The following is a 23972-nucleotide window of genomic DNA, read 5'->3' on the forward strand; positions in this document are numbered from 1 at the left end:
GCTGCGGTTTTGTCTTTTGGGCTGCCTTACGCGTCCCACTGCAGTTCGAAGTCTTCGCGGAAGGCGAAGCGGGTCAAATGCTGTTCAATAACGCGCCGCCAGCGCATCAGGTCGCCGCGTGGTCCGGTCGTGGCAACAACGTTCAGCGCGTCTGACGTTGCAGTCATTTCAATGCGGTTTCCGTTTGCAAAAGTGATCTGGCCGGTGGCCGCGTCAAATTGGGTTTCGGCCTTGTGCGACCAGTGTTTGCAGAGCTGTTGCAAGTATTTGCTCGCGGCTTCTGTCTTGGCGTTGCCTGTGGCGGTTTGGTCGGGCAGATGTGCCAACGCGGCCGCCGCACTGCGTCGCAAACTTGAGGCGAGCAAAGTGACGTCAATGTCTGTGGCAACAAAACTGGCCCCGATCTCGAGACAGGCTTTTTGCATCGTGGGATTCAGTGTGAGAATGCCACCGGCTTTGCCTGAGGCGACGATCTTGCGCATCCCGTCCAGAACTGCCTGTTCAACGTCGGGCGCTCCGGCATTGCCGAGATGGTCCATGTCCGCCGCGAGATCAGATGGGCCGATGAAGACACCGTCCACACCCTCAACCTCAAGGATGTCATCCAGCGCTTCCATGCCCGCGCGATTTTCGACCTGCACAAGCAGGCAGATTTCTTCCCGCGCCGTTTGAAGGTAATCGGGGATGGCAGAAAAGTTTGACGCACGGGCGAGGGCCGATCCGACCCCCCGAATGCCGTGGGGCGGATAGGTCACCGCCTTCACCAATTCGCGGGCTTGGTCCGCGCTTTCGACCATGGGCACCAAAAGTGTCTGCGCCCCGGCATCCAGCAACTGTTTGATCATCCAGGTCTCGCCAATGGTCGGGCGTACGACGGCGTGGCTTGGCGATCCGGCAATGACTTGAAGCTGCCCGATGATCGAGCGCAGATCGTTGGGGGCATGTTCGGCGTCAATAAGCAGCCAGTCAAACCCGGCATGGGCCGCAATTTCCGAGATATAGGGATCAGCGAGACCAAGCCAACAGCCCATCTGGGGGCGTTTTTCGCGAAGGGCGGCCTTAAACGGGTTATGGGGTGCAGGCATGTTGTGTTCCTTTAAGCGAAGTTGACTTCGACCGAGCCAAATTGCCCAAAATCGGCGTAGATTTCTGTCCCTGACGGGCATTCAACCGGGCGAATAAAGCTTCCCGATAGGATGGTCTGTCCGGCTTCAATGCTCTGGCCATACTGCGCCATGCGTCGTGCCAGCCAAACCACACTTTCAACCGGATCATTGAGCACACCGGCGCCAAGACCGGTTTCCTCAACCTCACCGTTGCGGGTCGTGATCGCGCCAACCCAACGCAAATCGAAAGCGTCTATTGCGTGACGCTCAGCGCCCATCACAATACCAGCATTCGCCGCGTTATCGCTGATGGTGTCGAGCACAGTCCGCGCTTTGCCGGTCTGTGGGTCGCTGCGCTGAATACGTGTGTCGAGAATTTCAATCGACGGAGCAACGTAGTCGGTTGCGGCAATCACGTCGTCGCGGGTCACGTTCTCGCCCCCCAGCGCGTCTTTCATCACAAAGGCGATTTCGGCTTCGATCCGGGGCTGGATATACCGGCCCGCTGGGACAGTCGCGCCATGATCAAACGCCATGTCGTCAAACAAAATACCGCTGTCGGGGATGTCGATATTCAAGGCATATTGCATGGCCTTGGAGGTCAGCCCGATCTTCCACCCAATCACACGCCGACCGTCCGCCAGCTTGGTCCTATAGATGGCGTTTTGAACCTCATAGGCATCGTCCATCGTCATCTCGGGGTGGCGCAAGGTTAGCAGGCCGATCTGTTCACCGGTCTGCTCGGCGCGGATCAGATCCGCGGCCGCCTTTGCATGATCTTCGGGGCGCATTGTGGTGCTCATACCGCTTCGTCTTCCACGCCGTTGCTCAGAACACCGATACCCTCGACCTCAACCTCAACGACGTCGCCGGGTTTCAGGTAACGGGGCGGATCAAAGCGTGCGCCGGCACCGGTGGGCGTGCCTGTCACGATAATGTCGCCGGGCTTGAGCGTCATGAAGGTCGAGATGTATTCGATCTCGCGCCGGATTGGGAACATCATCCGGTTGAGCGTGTCGTCTTGGCGGACTTCGCCGTTCACACGGGTGATGATCCTTGCATCGTCCAACTGGGCGGCATCGGTGAATGGAACAAGCCATGGGCCGATCGCGCCAGAGCTGTCCCAGTTCTTGCCTTGTGTCACGTTAAATTTGGCGTGGCGCACCCAGTCGCGGATGGTGCCTTCGTTGCACAAGGTCAGCGCGGCAATATGGTCGTAGGCGTCTTCTTGGGAAATCCGGCGCCCGCCTTTGCCGATCACAATGGCGACCTCGCCTTCGTAGTCGAGCGTGTGGTTTTCCGGGGGCCGCACGAGATTTTGCCCATGCCCGGTGAAGCCGCTGGCAAAGCGCGGGAACAACGACATGTATTTGGGCTGTGCGCTGCCGTCTTTGTATTCGGCATTGCGGTCGGGGAAGTTCACACCGACACACAAGATACGCGGCGCATTCGGCAGGACCATCTCATAGGTAAAGTCGGTATGGGTCACCGATTGCCCTTCGGCAGCGGCGCTCAACTCGGGCAAACCGCCAGCAGCGACAGCATCATAGAGCGTCGGCCATGCCGGAAAGGCATCGTTCAAGGCAATCATGCCATCATCGGTGACGGCACCGTAGAATGTGGTTCCATCGGCGGAATAGGTTGCAATACGCGTCATTTAGGCCTCCTCGGCGGCGTCGATCCCGCCCATGCACAGGTATTTGAGTTCCATGAAGTCATCGAGCCCGTGCCGCGATCCTTCGCGGCCCAGCCCTGACATTTTGACACCGCCAAAAGGGGCTTCGGCGGTTGAGATTAATCCGGTGTTGATGCCGACCATGCCATAGTCCAACGCTTCGCCGACGCGCCAGCTGCGCGCCATGTCACGGGAATAGAAGTATGAGGCGAGGCCGAACTCTGTGTCATTCGCTGCGGCGATCACTTCGGCTTCGGTTTCAAACCGAAACAGCGGGGCGACCGGCCCAAAGGTTTCCTCGGTTGCCACCGCCATCTGGGCTGTGACATCCGTCAGGATCGTTGGCTCAAAAAACGTGCCTCCGAGAGCGTGGCGCTTGCCACCCTGCAGAACCGAAGCCCCTTTGCCCGTTGCATCACTGATATGCTCTTCGACTTTGGCGACAGCGGCAGCATCAATAAGCGGACCAAAGATCACGCCCTCGTCGACGCCATTACCAGTCGGCAGGGCCGCCAGTTTTTCGGCGAGTTTCTTGGCAAAGGCGTCATAGATGCCTGATTGCACATAGATCCGGTTGGCGCAGACGCAGGTCTGGCCGTTGTTGCGAAACTTGGCGATCACGGCACCCTCAACGGCTGCATCCAGATCGGCATCGTCAAACACGATGAAAGGGGCGTTGCCGCCCAATTCCAACCCTAGCTTTTTGATCGTTGGCGCGCATTGTGCATAGAGCTTTGCGCCAATCTCGGTCGAGCCGGTAAAAGTCAGTTTTTGTACGATCGGCGACGAGGTCATCTCGCCCCCTATGGCGCTGGCGGAGCCGGTCAAAACCGAAAACAATCCGGCAGGAAGGCCAGCACGCTCTCCCAGTACCGCCAAAGCAATGGCCGAGAAGGGGGTTTGGCTGGCGGGTTTTAACACAACGGCGCATCCCGCGGCAAAGGCCGGGCCTGCCTTGCGAGTGATCATCGCGTTGGGGAAATTCCAAGGCGTGATTGCCGCCACAACCCCAATCGGTTGTTTAACAGTGATAATCCGCTTGTCAGGGGCGTGGCCCGGCGTGACATCGCCATATGCGCGGCGCGCTTCCTCGGCGAACCATTCGATAAAGGAGGCCCCATAGGCGATTTCGCCCTTGGCCTCGGCCAGCGGTTTGCCCTGTTCTGCGGTTAGGATCGCGCCCAGGTCATCTTGATGTTCCATCATCAATTCGAACCAGCGGCGTAGGATTTGACTGCGCTCTTTTGCGGTTCGTTTGGCCCATGATTTCTGCGCTGTGGCGGCCGTTTCAATGGCTTGGCGCGTCTCATCCGCCCCCAGTTTGGGAACATAGCCGATGAGGTCACCCGTCGCGGGGTTGGTGACGGCGATACCGGTGTCTGGCGTGGCATCGACCCAATCGGTGCCAACAAGAGCGGCCTGACGCAACAGGCTTTGATCATTCAAAGACAGCATGGGAATCCTGCAAAATTTGGGCCCTGTCCAACGCTCGGTTGGACAGGGCAGACGTGGTTGTTAAACCGGGAAAATGACGTTGGTCTGGCCGGTACCGGAGGACGGGAAATACTCGGTTACAACTTCGCATTTCGCATCATATGTGTCCCAGCCAAGCGCGCCATACAGCATCGCCGTGTCGTGCATCGACCCCTCACCACAGCAAAACTCAGCATATTCGCCCAGCATTTTCAGGAAGGTGGTGTGATCGCCGTTCTTCCACATCTCCAGCACATGCAAATCCATCTGACGGTTGAATTCCGAGGAAATGGTGAAGGTGCCGTTGTTGGCGGCATAGTCTTTGTTGGCCCAGATCTTGTGGCTCAGTGATCCCGAGGCGACCAGCAAAACTTTTTCGTCCGACGCTTCCACGGCTTCACGGATCGCTTCGCCGATGATGCGGCTTTCGTCATGATCATGAACGGTGGCCCATGCCGCGACCGACACAACTTTCATGTCATGCTCGCGGCTCATAAAGCGCATCGGAACCAATGTCCCATACTCAAGCTCAAGACTGTCGAGATGATGGCACAGGGTATAGGCCCCTTTTTCGGTTGCGATTTTGGCAATCGCGTCGCCCATCTCAGGGTTGCCGTCATAGGAATAGGGCAGATCTTGAATGAACTGGGGGAATTCATTCGAGGTGAACATCCCTTCAAACTTGGCATTTGCATTGATGTGGAAACCGGCGTTGATCACCCAATGCGTGTCACAGATGATCACGGTGGTGACGCCAAGCTCCTTGGCCCGGCGCGCAATTTCACGGTGCCCGTCAATGGCGGGCTGACGTTTGCCTTTGACTGGTCCCTCTTGCTCAGACATCAACAAAGTCGGCACGTGGGTCATTTTGGCCGCAAGTACTATTTCACCCATTGTCTTTCCTCCCTTACGCGCCGAGGCGCATGATTTTGTGCTGGCCGGTCGCAAAACCGATGTGCTTTTGCTCCATGTAGAATTCAAAGCTCCAGTCGCCGCCGTCGCGCCCGATACCGCTCGCCTTGACCCCGCCAAAAGGTGTCGGCAGATGGCGCACGTTTTCGCTATTGACCCAGACCATCCCAGCCTCAACCTTGTCCGACACACGCAAAGCCCGGGTCAGATCGTTGGTCCAGACATAACCGGTCAGGCCATAGTCGGTGTCATTGGCAATCTCGAGGGCTTCTTCTTCGGTTGAGAATGGAATTGAAGTCAGCACAGGGCCAAAGATTTCTTCGCGCGCGATGCGCATCTGATTGGTGGCGTTGGTGAAAACGGTCGGACGGATGAAATAGCCCTCATCTCCAAGTTTCACGCCACCGGCTGCAATCGTCGCGCCGTCTTCGGTTGCTTTGTCGAAATAGGAGGTGACCTTGTTATAGTGCTCTTCCGTGACAAGCGGGCCGATTTCGGTCGCCGGATCCAGGGGATGACCAACCTTGATGTTGTTGACCCGCTCCACCAGCTTGGCTTCGAATTCTTCTTTGATCGTGTCCTGAATGAGCAGGCGTGACGAAGAGGTGCAACGCTCACCGTTGATCGAGAAGATCATAAAGATCACCGCATCGAGCGCGCGGTCCAGATCGGCGTCATCAAAAACGATGACCGGGTTTTTGCCTCCAAGTTCCAAGTGCATACGCTTGAGCGTGTCTGCGCCTTGTTTGGTGATGATCGACCCGGTGCGGCTTTCTCCGACAAAGGCAATGGCCTTGATCGCCGGATGCTCGGTGAGCCGCTTGCCAGCGTCATGCCCATAGCCGTTGACGGTGTTGAGCACACCGGGTGGCAGGCCCGCGTCCTCAGCGATTTCCACCAAAAGGCGGGCGCTGAGCGGGCTGTCTTCGGCCGGTTTATGCACCACGGTGCAGCCCGCAGCGAGCGCCGGAGCGATCTTCCAAGTCGAGAGCATAAAGGGCGTGTTCCACGGCGTGATGACACCAACGGGGCCAATTGGCTTGCGCGTGGAGACGTTCATCAAGGTGGGGGAGGGCAAATGCTTGCCGTCACGCGCCGAGGTGGCTTGATCCGCAAAGAAGCGGAAGTTTTCGGCCCCACGCAGAGCAGCTTTTGACATAAAGCGCAGTGTCTGGCCGGTGTCCCAGCATTCGCAAAGCGCGATTTCTTCGGCGCGTGCTTCGATGGCATCTGCAACGTTCAGCAAAATGCGTCGGCGTTCGGTGGCAGGCATGTCGCGCCAGGCTGGAAAGGCGTCTGATGCGGCTTTGGCGGCGGCGTCGACATCGGTTTCATTGCCGCGTGCGACGTCACATGTCACGCTTTTGTCGACAGGTGAAATCGTCTCGAAGGTGCCGCCCGCTCCGTCGCGGTCTTCGCCGCCAATGCGATTGCGGATGCCGGTTTCTTTGAACCGTGCGAGGAAGCCCGAAAGCTTCTCGATGTTTTGCTCTAAGGCGCTCATGAGGGATCCTCCAGATGGTCGCGGGTCTTGCCCGTTTTGGGCGAAGATTCGGGGGCGATGACACGCATCACAAGCCGGCGCGTGATCGAATTTAGGGGTATGATAGGGGCAAGAAGCGTGCTGATGATCGCGCATAGGCGCAGCGGCAACGCGTTGATTTTCAAGGCCAAAATGCGACTTTCGTCGCGCAGAACCGATATGTCCACGACCTGGCAAAGGGTGTTGGCATAATTGGCGCTGACGGGCGGCATCGCATTTTCCTTATCATGTTAAGTATGTAGGTTTTCTAGCTATGCGAGGTGGACCTGTCAATAAAATAATTAACATGACAACCAAGTACCCTCTGACCACTTTGCCGGACCAGTGTTTTAAGGTTTGAAACCTTGCTCACAGCACGACAGGCGAGGGCTCTGGTTAGCACATCCACATCAATGGGATAAAAAGACAGGGACAGTTGCATCCTGAATCACCTCAGTTGTCACCCCACCAAAAAGGTCATGGCTGAATTTACTGTGTTCAAAGGCGCCCATGACCACAAGTTTGGCATCAAGCTCTTGGGCGGTCGCCAGGATCGTATGGGCAATCGAACTCTGGCGCGGTCGCACCATATGTTTGGCAACGATCCCGTGGCGTTCGAGGTTACGGATGACGAAATCGGTGCCGGGAACGGTTTTGGAGCCGACGGTGAGAATGGTCACTTGGGCCTTTTCTTCGAGGTAGGGCATGGCATCGCCAAGCGCCCGAGCTGAAGCGCGTTTCCCGTCCCATGCGACCAGCGCGTGCTCGGCCAAACCGTCGGCTTCGTAGGCATCTGGAACAACAACCACAGGGCGCCCGCTGCGCAGGGCAATCAGGTCGGGATTGGCCGACATATGTTCGTCGTTTTCCTTACGCGAATGGACGCCGGTCACCACCAGATCAAAGGGGCGCGCGAAATCGGAAAGGGCGATGCCACTTACCGCATCAAGGTCAACAAAGTCGGAGCGCTCTGCCCAGCCACTTTCGGCGGTGATATTCGCAAACCGCGTCGCAACATCCTCAAAGCGAGACTTTTCAGCCTGAAAAAAGGCGTCAAGATAGCTGTCTGGCACTTGTGACCGTAGGGTGCGCTCCAATTTGCTTTGGCCATGGCGCAACACGCCCGTGATCCATGCGTCGTGATGCTTGGCAAGGAGCAGAGCGTGTTTCAGGCCGCTGCCCTTGGATGCGTCGCCGCTATATGCGCTCAGGATACTTTTGACAGACATGGTGTTCTCCAATCGATATGCGGGGACAAAAGATGCGTATTATGCACGGCGGACCGCGCGGGGGCTTTCATCCATCTGGGCTGTGAGATGGTCGATCATGCGCAAGGACAGCTCGGCCTTGACGCTGGCATAGGCGGGATCATCCCACAGGTTTCGGGTTTCGCGAGGGTCCGAGGCTAACGCATAAAGTTCGCCCCACGCCTGCCCAAGATAGGTGGTGAACCGCCAATCCTTGTTGCGCAGAGATCGCACACGGGCGGGCGGTTGGAACCCAAGACGCGAGCCACCATCATTGTATTCCATGAACAGGTCATCGCGGTGCGGCGTGTCAGAGGTCAGGCTGGGCAGGAAGCTCTTGCCCTGAATGCCGTGATAGGGGGCCAATCCTGCACGGTCGAGAATGCTGGCGGACAGATCGAGTGTTGAGGCCAATGCAGCGGTGCGCGCGACCGTCTCATGGCTCGGGTCCGACCAGATCAGCGGCACCTGCGTGACCGAGCGCAGCGGCAACGCGCCCTTGAGCAACATGTCAAAGTCGCCGAGATAGTCGCCATGATCTGAGTTGAAGACAATGATCGTGTTGTCGTAATGGCCCGTTTCCTTGAGCGCTGCCACGATGCGGCCGACCTGATCATCAATCATGGTGATCATCCCCGCCGTCAGTGCCATCGCCTCACGGAGGTGTTGGCGTGTCGCTCGAAATGCGCTTTGCGGGATTTCCGGCCCCAGTCCTTTCTCGAACCGGTCATTGATGAATTGCATCGGTGGCGAAGGATTTTGATGGGCCTCAAAGGGCAAGTCGGGATCAAAATCGTCTGGCGAATACATGTCCCAGTATTTGCCGGGGGGATTAAATGGATGATGGGGATCGGGAAACGAGACAAAGGTGAAAAACGGGTCTGGTTGATCGGCCTGCGCATGAAGGTAGTCGATGGCGCGATCGGCGATCCAGTGTGTGGGGTAGAGTTCTTCTGGGATCGGCGTTCGGTAGGCTTGGGGGCAGGTGTAACTGTGCTCAAGTTCATTTTTGGGATCTGACATCGCTTGCCAGTCGGGGCAGGTTCTTCGAAACCATTGCTGGTAATGCCCGCCACATCGGTCACCGTGACCCGTCGCGAGGTCAACATGTTGATACCCATAATACGGCACTTTTACATCGTAGTCTTCGGGGCCGGCGAACCGCTCTGGTTGTTCTTCTTCGAAGGACCCGTGTTCAGGCTTCCAGGCTTCGGCGATTGGCCGGTTCTCCAGATCCTGAGCACGAGGCGGACGTCCGTCAAAAAACGGTTGAAGATGACTTTTGCCAATTGTCGCCGTGCGGTATCCTGCGGTGGCCAAGACGTCGACAAAGGTGTTTGCCCGAAGTGGCAGCGTACAGCCGTTGTGGCGCAGCCCGTGCAGGGAGGGCATGCGCCCGGTCATAAAAGACGCCCGATTTGGCATGCAGATTGGCGAAGCGACGTGGAAATCGTCAAAGACGGTTCCCGCCGCTGCCAAGGCATCAATATTCGGAGTTTTTACCACCGGGTGGCCGGTACACCCTAGCCAGTCCGACCTGTGTTGGTCGGTCATAATGAACAGAAAGTTCGGGCTTTTGGTCATGATTCTTCGGTTCTCCCACGCTTCAGGAACCAAAAGAACGAGACGACCGACAGTACGATCAGCGCCAGTGCGACAGGGCTTTGATAGGCTTGCAACAAGTCCCCTTTGGTCAGAGCCAAGGATTGGGCAATGGATTTTTCAAACCGTGGTCCGAGGAAAAAGGCAATGATGAAGATAACCAGGGAATACCCGAAACTTGTCATCACATATCCCAATACTGCGAAGATCAGCATGAGGGTGACGCCGAACAATCCGTTTGTTGCCATTGCAACGCCGACGAAACACAACAGCAACGCAGAGGCGAAAATGATGGATTCTGGCGCAGAGACAACCCGCACCCAGAAACGCAGACCGATTTGACCAACCCAAAGGTTGACGAAGTTGGCCATAATCATCGCACCGAACAAGCCATAGACCAGACGCCCTTGGGTTTCAAAGAGCAGTGGGCCGGGCTGCATGCCGTGGATCATGAAAGCACTGATGATAAGAGCCGCGCCAACCGATCCGGGGATGCCTAGGGTCAAGAGAGGGATCAGGTTCGCGCCAACAACCGCCGAGTTTGCAGACTCGGTTGCGGCAATGCCGTGGATGTTACCTTTGCCAAAGCTCTCGGGATCTTTGGACGAGGCCTTGGTGAACGCATAAGACATAAAGGCCGCTGCGGTTGAGCCAATTCCGGGCAATGCGCCCAAAACTGTGCCGATGGAAGCCCCGCGCAGCATGGTGTAGCGGCAGGACCAATACTCGGCCCAACTGACACGGCGGTCGTCCGGGTTATCGGTCATATTGAGGTTGATGGCTGATTGAACGTTGCCATGGGCCTCGGCCATCCGACGCAAGATTTCAGAAATCGCCAGCATGCCGATGGCGACAGAGGGCAGGGGGAGACCGTCAAAGAGCTCCCAATAGCCAAAGATCAGACGTGGGGTGAAATTCTCAGGGTCGCTGCCGATCGAGGCGACAAGCAATCCCAGCGCGGCAGAGATGATGCCTTTGGTCAGGGAATTGCCGATCAGGCCAGCAAGAACGGAAAAGGCAAAGATCATCAGCGCGACAATCTCAATTGGCCCCATCTTGAGCGCAAGAACTGCCAGCGGGGCAGATACGGTTATGAGAACGATGTCGCTGAAGGTGTCGCCAGTGATCGACGAGAACAGCGCCATTTTGGTCGCCTTAAGCGGCTTACCCTGCTTGGCCAACGGATAGCCGTCCAAAGCCGTCGCGGCGGCGTCCGGCGTGCCGGGGGTGTTCATCAAAACGGCGGGAACCGCACCGCCAACCAAACCGCCTTTGTTGACCCCAACCAGAAAGGAAATCGCGACAAGCGGATCAAGCGCGAAAGTGAAGGGGATGGCGATGGCCATGGCCATGATTGGTCCGATGCCGGGCACGGCACCAACAAACTGTCCAAGGACAACCCCAAACAGGACAAAAAGCAGGTTTGTCAGCGAAAAGGCATCGCCGAAGCCTGCCAAGATGATCGAAAGGTCAACCATTGTCTTTTCCTTTAGGGGAGTGCGCGGCCAAGGGGATAGGTTACGAGGAACCAAATAATGAGCGGCATCAGGATGGTGCCGGCACCAAACCAAAGCGGGCGACGCTCACCGATCATCCACATGATTACGAAGGCCATCACGGGGGCGACATATTCGAAACCAAAGAGCGACATCGCAAAGATTCCGATGGCGAGAATGGCGGCATAGGCCCCGGTCACCAGAAAGGCGCGGAGGCTTTGGGTCTGATGCTCGGTGGGTTTGAGAACCAGAAATGCGCCGCAAATGGCAATAATAATTGAGATATAGTTGGGGACTGTTTTCGGCGCGAGATTGCTGCCTTCAACCGTTTCCACATAGGTCGGGATCACAAAGAAATAGAGCGCTAACCCGAGCAGAAAAAAGAACGCACCCGAAATGCGATCCGCAGAAATTCCCATAATGCCCTCCCAAGCGTAATGGTCCCCCCGCGCCTTGAGGCGCGAGGGGCTGTGACATTATTTGGCGAACAGAACCTTGGCGTTGGCCAGGCCGTCGACCATCATCTGATGTGTGCCTTCTGGGCCCATATTGTGGGGCGCGCCTTTGACTGCGTTTGCGACAATCTCGGCAACTTCTGGCGATCCGATGGCCTCATCCATAGCGGCGGCAATCGCTTTGAGAGCAGCCGGATCGGTGCCTTTGCGCATGGCAAGGAAGAAGACTGGATCAACATAGGCCGCAACACCGGATTCGGTGAAGGTCTTGACGTCTGGCGCATAGCTGAGGCGCGCCTGGTTGGCACCAGCAATAACTTTCATGTCGCCGGATTCGAGGTATGGGAAGTGCTCGCCCGAACCAAAGCCCGCCAGAACCTGACCGCCAAGGATCAGTTTCATGACCTCTGCACCACCGTCGGCGGTAACCAGATCAAATGTCGCGTCGGTCGCAGCAGTCGCCTGTTTCATCATCAGAACTTGGGGCGGGGCCATTGTCGCAACCGTCGCGCCTGAGTTCTCTTTGGAATAGGCCACCAAGCCTTCCAGATCGTCGAATGGCGCATCTTTGCTTGCAACCAGAGCAAGTTCGGCCACGGCGATGGTGCCGAGGTAATCGAAGCTCTCGGTGTCAAAGGGCAAGCTGTCGCCGCGCTGAACAAGCTGGACAAGCACCGGGATGCTAACGCCCATGCCGATCGTTGTGCCGTTTGCCGGGCGCTGTGACAAGCCGGTGAACATGGCAACGCCACCGCCACCTGGCTTGTTTTCGACAACGATGTTCCAGCCGGTGTTCTCTTCCATGACGCTGGCCAGCACTCGGCCCATTGTGTCAGTGGAGCCACCAGCACCAAAACCGATTTCGATGGTCAGTGGGCCATCGGGTGCCCAGTCTTCCGCAACTGCCGGAGCAGCAACAGCCATGAGCGCCGCGGCGCCGAGAGATAGAATTTTGGATTTGAGTTTCATGAATAGTCCTCCCTTAGGTATTTCAGTTGCTCGACCGTCTCTGTGTCCCTTACCGGACGAGCACATTCTTGCGTTACTTGTTCTGTTCGATCTCCAGTCGCGACACCGCACCTGCGCGGAGTCGAGCGACCTGTTTCAACAGCCCCTCTGGGTTGACGAACAGGTTGGGCTCGCCTTCGGCCCGCTGTGCCAACAGCTGTCGATTTTCGTCGAGGTTGTCAGCGAAACCGTGCGTGGTCAAGTTGACCTCGAGTTTCTCTTCGGGGCTTTCGATCAGCGCGCGGACCTGATCGACGCTATTGATATAGGCCTCGACCTGTGATGGGCCTTCAATGGCATTCAGGCCCAGCCCACCGATCACAATCGCACGGTGTGTGTTGTTTCCATCTTTGACGTCAAAGGAATACGACGCCGTGCCCCATGTGTGGCCGGGTGTTTCAAAAACCTTGAAGGTGTTCCCACCAATCTCAATGCTGTCGCCATCAGCAACAACCATTTCCGGCTCGATCATCTCCCAGGCGCGACGCCCGCTTGAGGCCGCAGCAGAGGCTGTTGCTTCGTCCCAACCGGTTTGGGTCATTACAAAGGTGGCGTTGGGCAGAAGCTCTTTCATCGCCTTGGCTCCACCCGCATGATCAAAGTGACCATGGGTCATCAGCACATATTTGATATCGGCATAATCAACGCCGGCGGCTTTGATGTTTTCGGCCAGGGATTTGGTGAACGGGCCATAAAGCGTGTCGATCAGCACGACACCATCATCGGTATGGACCAACCATGACGACACCCAGCAAATGCCGACAAAATCAACGTTATCAAAGGGGCTCCAGGGCTCAATGAATTGTGCAGGTGGGGTGTTGAGCCATTTGCCGAGATCCGGCGGCATCTTGCCCGTTTTGCCAAAGCCAATGAAGCGTTGGAGGATCGACCCCGACGGGCAGCCATCAAAAAGGTCTTGTGCATATGCTGGCGCTGCGGTGCCTAGTGCGGCTGCGGCGATGCCTGCTTTCAGAATTGTCATCAGCTTCATGGTCGTTCTCCCTTTGGTGCCCGATGAGAAATGAGCGGACATTATCCTAGTTTTTGAGCTCTGGAATAAGCTTGCCAGGATTGATCATGTTCTGCGGGTCAAGCGCATGTTTAATGGCGCGCATAACTGCGACTTGTGTGGGTTCTTTCAATTGGGTCATCACCGGTAGTTTGCTCTGACCGATCCCGTGTTCGGCACTAAAAGAGCCGTTTAGACGGGTCAGAAGTGCAAAGGCGACGTTCTTGGTGGCGTCCAGCGGCAAGCTGTCCCACTCATGCACCGCGCCAGCCATCAGCGCATAATGCAAATTGCCGTCGCCCAGATGCCCAACCGTCACAGGCTGAAACCCCGCATCCAATGCTGCAGCGTCCATTTCGGCAACAAAGGGGCCGATATTGGCCAAGGGTAACGAAATATCGAGATGGTATGCCGGGCCCGTTTCTGTGATGGCTTCAAGGGTCGATTCACGCATGCGCCACAGATCGGCACGTTGTTGTTCGGACTGAGCGATCATTGCGTCCAGAACCAAACCGTCTTCCATCAAGGCCCCCAGAAGCTCCATGACTTGGGTCTCAAGCCGGATGCTTCCGTCGTCCATTTCTTCGGCATCATGGGGCCGGGACGAGGCGACTTCCATCAGAATGCCGATCTCTGCTGGGGTCTCAAGTGGGCGGCGAATATCGGGGAAGGCCGTGCAAATCGTGTCTACTGCCGCCCGAGGCATGAATTCAAAAGCTTCGACCGCGCTGCCGGTGTAATCTTGTAAGCGGTTGAGTACATCAATGGCACCGTCCAGTGAGGCGACGGACAAAAAGGCCGTTGCGCGACTTGTGGGTTTGGGGAAGAGCTTGAAGACGGCTGCTGTGATAATCCCTAGCGTGCCCTCGGCCCCAATCAGCAAATCCTTGAGGTCATAGCCCGTGTTGTCTTTGCGCAGGCCTGTCAGCGCATTGACCACGGTGCCGTCGGGCATCACCGCCTCAATTCCGAGACAGAGTTCACGCGTGTTGCCATAGCGCACGACATTCGATCCCCCAGCGTTGGTGGCCAGGTTGCCGCCGATTGTGCAGCTGCCTTTTGCCCCAAACATCAGCGGAAAGATCAGCCCGTTGCTCAGTGCTGCTTCCTGAAGGGGCTCAAGCACAACCCCGGCTTCGGCAACGACCGTACGCCCGGCGGGATCAATGGCGCGCACTGCATTCATTCGGGTCAGGGATAGAATGAGGGATGGTTGTCCCGCGACCGGTACACCACCGCCGCACAATCCTGTGCGACCGCCTTGGGGCACCACAGTGATGGCGTTGGCGGCACATAGCTTCACGATTTCGGCGACCTGCTCGGTTGTTTCAGGACGAACAACGGCGATGGCATCGGCCTCGTTCTTAAATTGGCCGGTCCAATCCGTCGCGTAGCTGGCGAGATCGGCAGCATCGCAAAGAACATGAGAGGGGCCCACGATGACGCGCAACGCGTCTGTTATCGCCGTGAACTGATCCATGGACGTCTGTACGGTCAAATTTTCCCCTCCCATTTTCGAGGACACAGTGGGTATCTGCACTGGTCCATCGCAATGAAAACTACCATGCTACATGTCAGTTTAATCTGTCAAGTGACATGTAACATGGTAGTTTGACGGCTCGTTATGCATCGAATATAACATGCTATGAACAGGGGGAATTTTGCCGTGCAGCCAATTAACTCACCGGAATCGTTGATGGAAACGACGGCAACACGCATTCGAAATGCCATCGTCTCAGGCGAGTTGCCGCTGGGGTCTAAACTGTCGGAACAACGATTGGCCGATTCGTTGCAGGTCAGCCGATCACCGGTTAGAGATGCATTGGCGGCCCTACAATCCGAAGGGCTTGTGCATGTTTCGCCCAAGCGCGGAACCTTTGTGTTCACACCGGATCTGCGTGTTGTGGACGAGCTGTGCGAACATCGCGCGGTCCTCGAAGTGGCGGCATTGCGCAAGGCCATCATTGGCAATCACACCGTGCTTTTGAGCACGTTGGAGCGGGCCATCGCTGAAATGCAAAGGGCTTTGGAAACGGACGACGCGCATGGCTATACAGCGGGTGATCAAGAGTTCCACAAAGCAATTGTCGCCTCCTGTGAAAATCGCTCAATTATTCGATCCTATTCGCATACGATCGGCCCGCTGAAAGCGCTTCGTACGCATCTCTTCACGATCATGTTGGAGGGTGCTGAGCGCTCAATGGCTGAACATATGGCGCTGCTTGCGGCTTGCCAGGAACAAAATACCGATAGAGCGGTGGATTTGTTGACAACACATGTCGGGCACCTTGCCGAGGCGTTTCGAGCCAAATTGGAGACGGAGAGCGCGAGCTGATTTGCACCGCGCCCAAACCTGTCTATGCCTCCCGGAGAGGTGATGTGATCCTTTGTCGCCGAAACGGACAGCCTGATCTGCGAGGTCTCTGGGGTCGCAAGTTGCACAGGTGCTTGAGCACGGTCGTTTTCGCGCAACAATAAGCCACCTTCGTCCCGGTGGGGCATTCCGGTGGGGCACTGGCGATGTTGCCACAGGCGCAGACAGTGTCGTGACGCCCATGACGCAAGGTGTCTTTGTCATACTGGCAAGAGAATTCCCGCAAAGAAGGTCGCGAGATCATCATAGTGATCCAGAGGCAGGACATGGGCAATGTACTGGTCGGGGCGCACGACGATCAGACAGCCAGCTTCCCGGTCTATTCCCCGCATATCATAGATATCGCCGGCCCCCTTATGATCGAGACAGAAGACTTTCTCGAAATCAATCAGCCCGAGCTTGCCGGTTTGGGGTTTCAAAAGCGGCGGCATGTTTTCGTAGTCCAGTTGATCAAATGTCTTTTGGAACACGGCGCGCAGGTCAATCACGGCATCGATGTCTTCGTCTGAACCAGTGTGTTTGACCACCGGCGAATTGGGGTCCTTTTCCAGCCAATTCGCCAGATTGCGCAAGGCCGTGTCGTCTTTGCCCGCAAAGGCATAGAGCCGCCAGCGTCCATCCGCTTCAGCCGCATGGCCCAACTGCATTTGCATGGCATCCGCAGCCCGCACAACAGGGGCGGAATGAAAGCGGCGGCCGATTTCTTCGCCTGTCGCAAGGGCTTGATGTGTGGGTGGTCCGATGAGCGCGCTTTCGTCGTATTGAACCGCCAGACCACCAGTGAATTCAAGGTTTTCCTTAAAGGCCCGCATGAATCGCGGCTCATCGCCATTGTCGAGATCGGACGTTCCCGGAGGGGCCGACATAATGCGGGCCCATTCATGGTCGGTATCGACAAGGCGCTTGGCTTCTGCCCAGCGTTCGGCTGAATAACTGCGCAAAAGACTGGCTTTGGCGCGGCCCTGCAACACATGCGCCAGTTTCCAACCAAGGTTAAACGTATCTTGCATCGATACATTCATACCTTGCCCGGCTTTGGGGCTGTGGGTGTGGCAGGCGTCGCCAGCGGTGAACACACGGGGATCGCGATCTAGTCCCTTATCGACATCGTCGAACCGGTCTGTCATACGATGTCCGATTTCGTAGATCGACCACCAGACGACTTCTTTCACGTCGATCGTATAGGGATTCATGATCCGTTTTGCCGTCGCGATCATGTCATCCTGTGAAAAGCCCCGTTCACTGACTCGTTCATCATCCCCCAGCTTATCAAGCTCAACATACATCCGAAAAAGGTAGCCGCCTTCGCGTGGCAAGATCAGCACATTGCCATGATTGGCCGATGTGATCAGACATTTTTGTCGGATGTCAGGGAAGTCAGTATTGGCCAGAATGTCCATCACGCCCCAGGCTTGGTGCGCGGCATCCCCCATGAGTTTGCCACCAATGGCTTTGCGGGTTTTAGAGCGTGCCCCGTCGCACCCGACCACGTAATTGGCCCGTATTGTGGTGGTTTCCCCCCAGTTCACTCCGGTGTCTTCAAGTGTCACGGTCACCGGGTGATCCTCGGTTGATGTGTCAATAGAGAGGTCTTTCAGGGCCAGATTGTAATCCGGGACCAGACGCGCCGGGGCGTTGTCCATGACATCCAGAAAGAGTTGGTGCAATCGCGCTTGATTGATCAACGTATGCGGCATTTCAGAACTGTCATCGGTCACATCCTGAACCCGCCCGATGCGTTTGATGGTGTCCGGTTGATCCGCATCCGGCATCCAAAAGCTGGTTTGGTTCACCCAATAGGTCTCACGTTTGACCGTGTCTGCAATCCCAAAGGCCTGCAGCATTTCCATCGTGCGCGTATTGAGGCCATCGGCTTTGCCCTTCACGATATTGGACGGGCTGGCCTCGACGATCATTGTGCTGATGTCGGGAAATTGCGCCAGCTGTGCTGCAAGGCAAAGCCCGGCAGGCCCAGTTCCAACGATCAAAACATCCACTTTTTCCGGTAAGGGCGCGTTGTCTTGCCGGTCACGCCGGTTCGGCGCGGCAGTCTTGATGTCGGGGTTTCCCCCACGAAATCCATCTTTGTAAAACTGCATCTCAGATCCTCATGTGATTGGGCAATAGGGGTGCGCTGGGCTTAATAGTATCCATACTTACTATCTTGTCAAATAAAATAAGTATACATTCTATTTATTCTGATCTAATGTTCCAGAGAAGGTGCCATTCCCAGTAACGTCAGCGAGGAAGCCGTTTGAAAGCCCAATTGATGCCGGGACATTTGATCCGGCGATTAAACCAGATTTCAGCGCATGAGTTCGCCAGGCAGACGCAAGCAGCGGGGTTTGACATAACGCCGGTCCAATTTGCGGCGATGGATACGATCTCAGCCAATCCTGGAATTGATCAAGCCGGCGTTGCTGCCAATATCGCCTATGACCGGGCGACAATCGGGGGCGTGATAGATCGGCTTGTTCAAAAAGGCACCGTTGAGCGGACCGTTTCCAAGCGCGACAGAAGGGCCCGTGAAGTAAAATTGACCAAAAGCGGACAACGTATTTTGGACGACGTCCTGCCAATTGTCACAGCACTTCAAGAGGATATCTTGCCGGGACTAAGCCCAGAAGAACGGGGCATGTTCCTAAGTCTGGCATTCAAGGCGATTTCGAACGCAAAAGGCGGATAAACCGCGCCTTGAGGGAAACCAACCGGATCTAGCCCATTGTCATGGCCTGTTCAAAATCATGGCCTGTTCAAAATCGTCGGGATCAGGCGGGCCACCTATTGGGGCCCACCCGCATGTTCAATTCACTCGGCCGGAGCTGAAACAGTGGCGTGATGCTTGTCACGCAGCCCGTCCCGAAACAGCGCTTTGGCCAAGGACACACACATCAACCCCATCACCATCGTGAAGGGCAAGGCACCGATAATCATCGCACTTTTGAGCGCTTCCATCGGGTCCGAGCCACCGTTCGTTTTCCCGGCAATCAGCAATGTGCCGATGACCAAGGTCAAGATGACACCCCAAACGATGCGATGTTTGACACCGGTCTCTTGCTCGCCGCCGGACATGATGGTGTTCATCACCAAAATGCCCGAGTCCGCTGATGTGACCAAGAAGGTAAGGATTAGCACAACACACATCACGGTGATGGCTGACAAGAACCCGCCCGACAGCATTTCGCCCAAGGTTACAAACAGTTTAGCAGTGTTTGATGCTCCGATGATCGCGCCATCTGCGCCCCCTGTCAGTTCCAAATCAATGGCAGTGCCACCCAGAATGGTCATCCAGGCAAAGCAGACCAAGGTCGGGGCAAACACGCAGCCAATGATAAACTCCCGTACAGATCGGCCCTTGGAGATGCGGGCAAGGAACAATCCAACAAAGGGCGAGAAGGCAATCCACCAAGCCCAATAAAAGGTGGTCCAACCGGCTTGCCAACCGAACTGACGCCCGGCATTGCCAGCCTCATAAACCGCAGCGAGCGTTTCCTCGGGCAACTCTGAAGCAGCCCCTTCTAAGCCCGATTTGAAACCATCAAAGGAACCCCATGCATTGGTTGCCCCGGCCATCAAATCTCCGGCGAGCGGCTTGGCGACTTCTGGTAACGCGCTGGCAAAGGCGTCTGCTGATTGCGGGCTATAGGGCCCAAAGCTCAGCGAAACGAAATGCAGTATATAGTCGACCAAGGCCGTCGCATAGGTGGTCATGGCAAACATGAATGATCCGAAAATCACAAAGGTCAGCAACAAGATAACCGAGAGAACAAGGTTCAGGTTCGACAGGTATTTCACCCCGCGTCCAACGCCCGACACCGCCGAAATGATTGAGAGTGTCATGATAACCGCCAATCCCGCGATCAAACCGACTGTGCCAGGGGTCGGAGCATCACCGGTCATGTCCATCATCCATTCCATTCCGGAAATCGCATAAAGCCCGTCGATAAACTGACTGACGCCAAAACCGATGGTGACGGAGACCCCCAAAATGGTGGCAACCACGCCCAGAACATCAACGATATGACCAAACAGGCCGTTTACATATTTGCCAAACAGTGGCGTTAAGGCCGATCGGATCGTAAGCGGCATGTCGCGCGTATAGGCGTAGTATGCCAACGATAGACCTGTCACCACGTAGATGGCCCAAGCGTGAATGCCATAGTGCAAGAAGGTGTAGCGATAGCCCGATTGCAGCGCCGCTTCTGAGTTTCCAGCAACTTCGCCAGCAACAACAACCGGGTTCGACCCCCAAAGGCCCATGGGTTCCGCCGTCGCAAAGACCATCAAGCCAACGCCCAAACCGGCACCAAACATCATCGAGAACCACGAAAAGTTTGAAAACTCAGGCGCTTCGCCCTCGCGGCCCATGACCCGTTTCCCGGTTTGCGGCAGGGCTGCGACCACAAACAAAAAGAACGCGAATGCGCCGACAATGACAATGTAAAACGCGTTGAAATCCCCTAAGATTTTCCAGTTTAAGCTCCCCAATGCGCTATTTGCGTTTGCGGGCCAAACCAACGCCCAAATGACGAGCAGAGCCATTGTAATCTTACTAATGAGGGCAATTGGCAGACTGTATCCTTCATAGAATCCCCCCTCTGCCTTCTTGATGTCTAGCTCCGTAAATGGAGGTTTAATTGTCATTGGTACTCTCCCTTCCACTGTTGGCTCTTTTGAGCATTTGGATAGGGGCACATGGCCCCCAACCAACTCACCTGCCTCCCCGACAGGTGTTTCGTTAATCGAGAAGCGACTCGATTTTGGTCAGAGTTGCCGTGTTCACAGCAACGCCCTGCGTCTGTGCAATCGCGCGTTTGGAAGACCGGCCATCACCCGGAAGATGCGCCCCGTTTTGATCGTGGATCGCGGCGGTCAAGTCGCGGATGCGATCTGCAAACAGGTCACCCGCAGTCGCAGCAGGATCAATCGCCAAAAAGAACTGCCCGGTTTTAGGCGGCCCACCAACGGTGCCCGAAAAGGGGGAGGCATTGATACCCAACGTGGCCCCCGTCATTGCCGCGGCCATCATCTCAACCAGCAATGCAATGCCGACGCCTTTGTAGCCTCCAGACGGGGCCATCGACCCTTTGAGGCCGACATTGGGATCGGTTGTCGGATTGCCGTCAGCGTCCAAAGCCCAGCCAACAGGAATAGGTTTGCCTTCGCGCGCATGTTTCATCACCTCACTCTTGGCAATGGTGCTGGCGCTTTGGTCAATCAAAATTGCCGGTTGTCCGTCAGACCCCGGCGCAGCAATCGAAAAGGGATTGGTGCCGACAACCGGCTTGTGTCCGCCTGATGGCGCAATAGAAGCCGGGGCGTTGGTAAAACCGATGCCAAGCAATCCTTCTTGGGCCAATCGGTAGGTATGATAGCCGAGCACACCGCAATTGTAGGAATTTCGGATCGACAGGGCTGCGACCCCCTGTTGTTTGGCAAGGGGGATCAACTTTTCAAAACCTTTGTCGATTGCGGAATGCGCAAAACCCGTCGCGGCATCAACTGTGATCACACCGGGGCGTGGCATGTCGAGTTGTGGCACGGCCTGTCCGTCAACTTTGCCGCATTGGACATGCTCGGCATAGATCGGGATGTAGGCCAAACCGTGGCTGGCAACGCCGTCCGCTTCGGTTGCGGCCGTGGCTCTTGCCAGAGGTCGGGCATTTTCCTCAGAGGTTCCCGCAGCAACCAATGCGTTAAACGACAGGTCCTCGATCTCGGCAAGGCTCAGGGTTCGGGTGTCAATCATGGTGTCTCCGATCAGTCGTTGTCAGATTGCTCAGAACCGGCTCCAAGGCGGCGCGAGCTTTCTGTTGCAGGCGCGTAGGTGAGGGCGGCCAGTGTGGTGAGGGTTTCCAAAGCTTGGGGGCAGGGGAGCGCGCGCGAAATCCGCGCTACGGGTGTGGTCAGTGTCCCTCCCTGCGCGATCACCACGCGATCCACCGTTTCAAGGGGACCGAGAGTGGGATCTGGCAGCTGCATTTGGAGCCGACGGCCGTCGGTTACGATATGCGTGTCACGCCAAACCATACTAAGGGTGCAATCGGTTGCGTCTGCGGAGGCGGCAACAAAAGGGAGCAAAAACAAGGGGCTGTGCAGATTGCAAATAACCTGCCCGCTGCGGGCGACCTCAGACGCGCAATCCGATAGGCTCGCACCGGTTGAGATTGGGCAAAGCGCCTCGGCTTGCCAATCGCCGGTTAAGGAAGGCGGGGCCTTTAAATGATGCGGTCTGTCATGATGTTCCTGCAAAATACAGGCCAATAATTGGCAGCCATCAAGTTGATGAGCACAGAGCCAACGCGTTGCTTTTGCAGCCTCTTCTGCCAATCCCCAGTCAAGCCCAGCTCCGCGTGCCGCGCGTTTGCTCATGGCGTCTATTTCGTTCAGAGAAAAGCTCATGATGAGGTCTCCAAAGCCGGATAAACCCAAAAATCAGCGTTTTCGGTCGATAAATCTTTGGGGTAGGGCGCATTCTTGAACATGCAAATCCGAACCCACCGATCCGAGCGGGGATCAAAATGCGTGGCCCCAAAGAAAGACAGCTTGGCCCGCAGCATATCAATGGGCAAAATATCGTCGCTAATGGTGTTGTCCTGGACCTCACTATAAGGCGCTTTGGCACTGATTTGTGCCCGTCGAACCGTGTGGCGGTGCTGGGGATGGTTCAACAGAAATTCGGCAACAGATGCGCTTTGATCTAAGGATTGCAGGTCGTGATACGCGCGTGCCGCGTCCCGCGCCGGAGCCAAAGGTTGTTCATAATCTTCAATGGGTTCGTCAAAACGAGACCCAATACGCGGCTCGAGTTTTTCGGCGGACACATACCACGTCCGCGCTTGATTTTGAGGGTCGGCCCAATCCAGCGCCAAGGCCCACCCGAACCGAGTTTCGATGAGATCGCTCAGCGCGCTGACGGTCATATTGCCATCGATTTGATGGGCCCCTGTATCACTGTCTGAAAGACCCGGTTCCAAGCTGTCAACAAGATCACCGTAGGGTTCCATAATCAGCGACGTTATGAGTTCCTGTCCTTCCTCGGTTAGGTTTTGCTCGCACCACTTCACCAAATGATCCCAAGGCCGCTCTGCCGTCAGATCATGGGCAAATAGATAGCCGCGCAATGCCGCTAAATCCGCGTGCAATGCCGCAAGTTTTTCGACTTGAATAGGGTGTTGCGACTGCCAAGCCGCCACCGATTGTTCGCTGCGGGCAAAGAGGTCGAGAAATTGCGCGATCTCTTGGGGGGTGGCCTGTGGGATGTCGCGAATGCGCAAAATCGCCTGTTCCCGCGTCAAGATCCAGTTGTTGAACAGCATAGGGTGATTGATGATAAAAGGGGCCATGCCCAGCCCGGTAGAGTTTCCGATCCCCAGCTGCCGCGCAATGTTGTCCTCCAAGGCGATTGCAGTGTCAGCGCCCTTAATCTTGGCGGCGTGATCAACCAAATCTCTGACAAAAGCGCGCGTTAAAAACACCGACAACATTTCGGCTTGGAAGGGGGCGGCCAATTCCGGCCTATTTGCGATCACGTCACGGTCCGCAGCCCCAAATTTACCCGAACCATAGACGGCAGTGGTGCGCATCAAATACCCAACCCTTGCAAGCTGTTCCGGGTCGGGTTGTTTGCCGCTTGCCAAGGCCCCGACCACATGATCCCAAAGCCGGACTGACCGGTTTGCCCGCGATAAGGACAGCTCACTTTCGCTGACCCGGCCAGCCTCTTGGAGGGGGACGTTTTGCGACAATCGGGTGATATCTTGGGCGGTCGGTACGCCGTCAAACAAAGAAAACGTGGCATCCCATGCGTCGGCGATGACCCGGTCAGACCGTTGTTCCGCAGGCAGGTCATGGGCAAAAGCCACAAGCGAATAGGTGCGATCAGGCCCATGGGCGCAATAGACAGCATGGCCGGTTCCGTCTGCCGCGATGTCAAAGGTCGGTCTGGTAAACGTCCACGCCTCCCGCGCCATGCGCCGCGTCAAAATTCGCATAAAGCTGAGGCGGCATTGATGCAAAGAGCCCAATCGCTTGAGCCGCATGACCTGATCGGCGGGGCGCAGCGACGCGGGATGGGACGCGGATTGTGTCAT

At 56.4% G+C, this 23972-nt stretch carries 21 protein-coding genes; 2 read left to right on the top strand and 19 right to left on the bottom strand.

The window, feature by feature from the left end:
* Positions 1-26 precede the first annotated feature (26 nt).
* The 14 genes from ACRBB0_RS23235 to ACRBB0_RS23300 form a co-directional block, all read right to left on the bottom strand.
* On the bottom strand, positions 27-1085 hold the full coding sequence (locus tag ACRBB0_RS23235) for an aldolase/citrate lyase family protein (protein WP_431376861.1): 1059 nt from the start codon (positions 1083-1085) through the stop codon (positions 27-29).
* An 11-nt stretch (positions 1086-1096) separates the two neighbouring features.
* Complete coding sequence (hpaH, locus tag ACRBB0_RS23240) at positions 1097-1897, bottom strand: 2-oxo-hept-4-ene-1,7-dioate hydratase (protein WP_431376964.1); 801 nt, start codon at positions 1895-1897, stop codon at positions 1097-1099.
* Positions 1898-1905: 8 nt separating this feature from the next.
* The gene (locus ACRBB0_RS23245) at positions 1906-2763 is read right to left on the bottom strand and encodes a fumarylacetoacetate hydrolase family protein (RefSeq protein WP_431376862.1); all 858 of its coding nucleotides are present in this window, start codon (positions 2761-2763) and stop codon (positions 1906-1908) included.
* Entirely contained in the window at positions 2764-4236 is a 1473-nt protein-coding gene (locus ACRBB0_RS23250; protein ID WP_431376863.1) for an NAD-dependent succinate-semialdehyde dehydrogenase, read from the bottom strand.
* A 60-nt stretch (positions 4237-4296) separates the two neighbouring features.
* Positions 4297-5148 (bottom strand): 3,4-dihydroxyphenylacetate 2,3-dioxygenase, encoded by an 852-nt coding sequence (gene hpaD / locus ACRBB0_RS23255; RefSeq protein ID WP_431376864.1) that lies wholly within the window; start codon positions 5146-5148, stop codon positions 4297-4299.
* A 13-nt stretch (positions 5149-5161) separates the two neighbouring features.
* Complete coding sequence (hpaE, locus tag ACRBB0_RS23260; RefSeq protein ID WP_431376865.1) at positions 5162-6670, bottom strand: 5-carboxymethyl-2-hydroxymuconate semialdehyde dehydrogenase; 1509 nt, start codon at positions 6668-6670, stop codon at positions 5162-5164.
* A complete protein-coding gene (locus tag ACRBB0_RS23265) occupies positions 6667-6921 on the bottom strand; it encodes a hypothetical protein (RefSeq protein ID WP_431376866.1) in 255 nt (84 codons plus the stop codon). The genes hpaE and ACRBB0_RS23265 overlap by 4 nt, the downstream gene beginning before the upstream one ends.
* Positions 6922-7098: 177 nt before the next feature.
* Entirely contained in the window at positions 7099-7917 is an 819-nt protein-coding gene (locus tag ACRBB0_RS23270; RefSeq protein WP_431376867.1) for a universal stress protein, read from the bottom strand.
* A gap of 39 nt (positions 7918-7956) precedes the next feature.
* Positions 7957-9519, bottom strand: coding sequence for a sulfatase family protein (locus ACRBB0_RS23275; protein ID WP_431376868.1), 1563 nt, complete (start codon positions 9517-9519; stop codon positions 7957-7959).
* Positions 9516-11015, bottom strand: coding sequence for a tripartite tricarboxylate transporter permease (locus tag ACRBB0_RS23280; protein WP_431376869.1), 1500 nt, complete (start codon positions 11013-11015; stop codon positions 9516-9518). Before ACRBB0_RS23280 ends, ACRBB0_RS23275 begins: the two co-directional genes overlap by 4 nt.
* Before the next feature lie 11 nt (positions 11016-11026).
* A complete protein-coding gene (locus tag ACRBB0_RS23285; protein ID WP_431376870.1) occupies positions 11027-11452 on the bottom strand; it encodes a tripartite tricarboxylate transporter TctB family protein in 426 nt (141 codons plus the stop codon).
* A 57-nt stretch (positions 11453-11509) separates the two neighbouring features.
* On the bottom strand, positions 11510-12457 hold the full coding sequence (locus ACRBB0_RS23290) for a tripartite tricarboxylate transporter substrate binding protein (protein WP_431376871.1): 948 nt from the start codon (positions 12455-12457) through the stop codon (positions 11510-11512).
* Positions 12458-12530: 73 nt separating this feature from the next.
* The gene (locus ACRBB0_RS23295; RefSeq protein WP_431376872.1) at positions 12531-13487 is read right to left on the bottom strand and encodes an MBL fold metallo-hydrolase; all 957 of its coding nucleotides are present in this window, start codon (positions 13485-13487) and stop codon (positions 12531-12533) included.
* Between the two features lie 46 nt (positions 13488-13533).
* Entirely contained in the window at positions 13534-15003 is a 1470-nt protein-coding gene (locus ACRBB0_RS23300) for an FAD-binding oxidoreductase (protein WP_431376873.1), read from the bottom strand.
* A gap of 198 nt (positions 15004-15201) precedes the next feature.
* On the opposite strand from ACRBB0_RS23300, the gene ACRBB0_RS23305 reads away from it, so the two are divergent.
* Positions 15202-15840: a GntR family transcriptional regulator gene (locus tag ACRBB0_RS23305; RefSeq protein WP_431376874.1), complete on the top strand. Its 639-nt coding sequence runs from the start codon at positions 15202-15204 to the stop codon at positions 15838-15840.
* Between the two features lie 239 nt (positions 15841-16079).
* On the opposite strand, the gene ACRBB0_RS23310 is transcribed toward ACRBB0_RS23305, so the two are convergent.
* A complete protein-coding gene (locus tag ACRBB0_RS23310; protein WP_431376875.1) occupies positions 16080-17978 on the bottom strand; it encodes an FAD-dependent monooxygenase in 1899 nt (632 codons plus the stop codon).
* A gap of 155 nt (positions 17979-18133) precedes the next feature.
* Here ACRBB0_RS23310 and ACRBB0_RS23315 point away from each other — a divergent pair, with 155 nt between their 5' ends.
* On the top strand, positions 18134-18565 hold the full coding sequence (locus tag ACRBB0_RS23315) for a MarR family winged helix-turn-helix transcriptional regulator (protein WP_431376876.1): 432 nt from the start codon (positions 18134-18136) through the stop codon (positions 18563-18565).
* Between the two features lie 122 nt (positions 18566-18687).
* Here ACRBB0_RS23315 and ACRBB0_RS23320 read toward each other — a convergent pair whose 3' ends face one another.
* The 4 genes from ACRBB0_RS23320 to ACRBB0_RS23335 all read right to left on the bottom strand — a co-directional run bounded on the left by ACRBB0_RS23320 (position 18688) and on the right by ACRBB0_RS23335 (position 23972).
* On the bottom strand, positions 18688-20523 hold the full coding sequence (locus tag ACRBB0_RS23320) for a BCCT family transporter (protein WP_431376877.1): 1836 nt from the start codon (positions 20521-20523) through the stop codon (positions 18688-18690).
* Between the two features lie 94 nt (positions 20524-20617).
* The gene (locus tag ACRBB0_RS23325) at positions 20618-21628 is read right to left on the bottom strand and encodes an Ldh family oxidoreductase (protein ID WP_431376878.1); all 1011 of its coding nucleotides are present in this window, start codon (positions 21626-21628) and stop codon (positions 20618-20620) included.
* An 11-nt stretch (positions 21629-21639) separates the two neighbouring features.
* Positions 21640-22281 (bottom strand): DUF3726 domain-containing protein, encoded by a 642-nt coding sequence (locus tag ACRBB0_RS23330; protein ID WP_431376879.1) that lies wholly within the window; start codon positions 22279-22281, stop codon positions 21640-21642.
* A complete protein-coding gene (locus ACRBB0_RS23335) occupies positions 22278-23972 on the bottom strand; it encodes a hypothetical protein (protein WP_431376880.1) in 1695 nt (564 codons plus the stop codon). The genes ACRBB0_RS23330 and ACRBB0_RS23335 overlap by 4 nt, the downstream gene beginning before the upstream one ends.

This window comes from Pelagimonas sp. (assembly GCF_050633425.1).
Lineage (GTDB): Bacteria > Pseudomonadota > Alphaproteobacteria > Rhodobacterales > Rhodobacteraceae > Pelagimonas.

Excerpts from the sequence above, each read along its gene's own strand:
- ACRBB0_RS23325 (WP_431376878.1), bottom strand. The coding sequence starts at position 21,628 with ATGATTGACACCCGAACCCTGAGCCTTGCCGAGATCGAGGACCTGTCG.
- ACRBB0_RS23330 (WP_431376879.1), bottom strand. The coding sequence starts at position 22,281 with ATGAGCTTTTCTCTGAACGAAATAGACGCCATGAGCAAACGCGCGGCA.
- hpaD (WP_431376864.1), bottom strand. The coding sequence starts at position 5,148 with ATGGGTGAAATAGTACTTGCGGCCAAAATGACCCACGTGCCGACTTTG.
- ACRBB0_RS23270 (WP_431376867.1), bottom strand. The coding sequence starts at position 7,917 with ATGTCTGTCAAAAGTATCCTGAGCGCATATAGCGGCGACGCATCCAAG.
- ACRBB0_RS23290 (WP_431376871.1), bottom strand. The coding sequence starts at position 12,457 with ATGAAACTCAAATCCAAAATTCTATCTCTCGGCGCCGCGGCGCTCATG.
- ACRBB0_RS23285 (WP_431376870.1), bottom strand. The coding sequence starts at position 11,452 with ATGGGAATTTCTGCGGATCGCATTTCGGGTGCGTTCTTTTTTCTGCTC.
- ACRBB0_RS23310 (WP_431376875.1), bottom strand. The coding sequence starts at position 17,978 with ATGCAGTTTTACAAAGATGGATTTCGTGGGGGAAACCCCGACATCAAG.
- ACRBB0_RS23320 (WP_431376877.1), bottom strand. The coding sequence starts at position 20,523 with ATGACAATTAAACCTCCATTTACGGAGCTAGACATCAAGAAGGCAGAG.
- ACRBB0_RS23275 (WP_431376868.1), bottom strand. The coding sequence starts at position 9,519 with ATGACCAAAAGCCCGAACTTTCTGTTCATTATGACCGACCAACACAGG.
- ACRBB0_RS23245 (WP_431376862.1), bottom strand. The coding sequence starts at position 2,763 with ATGACGCGTATTGCAACCTATTCCGCCGATGGAACCACATTCTACGGT.
- ACRBB0_RS23265 (WP_431376866.1), bottom strand. The coding sequence starts at position 6,921 with ATGCCGCCCGTCAGCGCCAATTATGCCAACACCCTTTGCCAGGTCGTG.
- ACRBB0_RS23280 (WP_431376869.1), bottom strand. The coding sequence starts at position 11,015 with ATGGTTGACCTTTCGATCATCTTGGCAGGCTTCGGCGATGCCTTTTCG.
- ACRBB0_RS23335 (WP_431376880.1), bottom strand. The coding sequence starts at position 23,972 with ATGACACAATCCGCGTCCCATCCCGCGTCGCTGCGCCCCGCCGATCAG.
- ACRBB0_RS23250 (WP_431376863.1), bottom strand. The coding sequence starts at position 4,236 with ATGCTGTCTTTGAATGATCAAAGCCTGTTGCGTCAGGCCGCTCTTGTT.
- ACRBB0_RS23305 (WP_431376874.1), top strand. The coding sequence starts at position 15,202 with ATGGAAACGACGGCAACACGCATTCGAAATGCCATCGTCTCAGGCGAG.
- hpaE (WP_431376865.1), bottom strand. The coding sequence starts at position 6,670 with ATGAGCGCCTTAGAGCAAAACATCGAGAAGCTTTCGGGCTTCCTCGCA.
- ACRBB0_RS23295 (WP_431376872.1), bottom strand. The coding sequence starts at position 13,487 with ATGAAGCTGATGACAATTCTGAAAGCAGGCATCGCCGCAGCCGCACTA.
- hpaH (WP_431376964.1), bottom strand. The coding sequence starts at position 1,897 with ATGCGCCCCGAAGATCATGCAAAGGCGGCCGCGGATCTGATCCGCGCC.
- ACRBB0_RS23235 (WP_431376861.1), bottom strand. The coding sequence starts at position 1,085 with ATGCCTGCACCCCATAACCCGTTTAAGGCCGCCCTTCGCGAAAAACGC.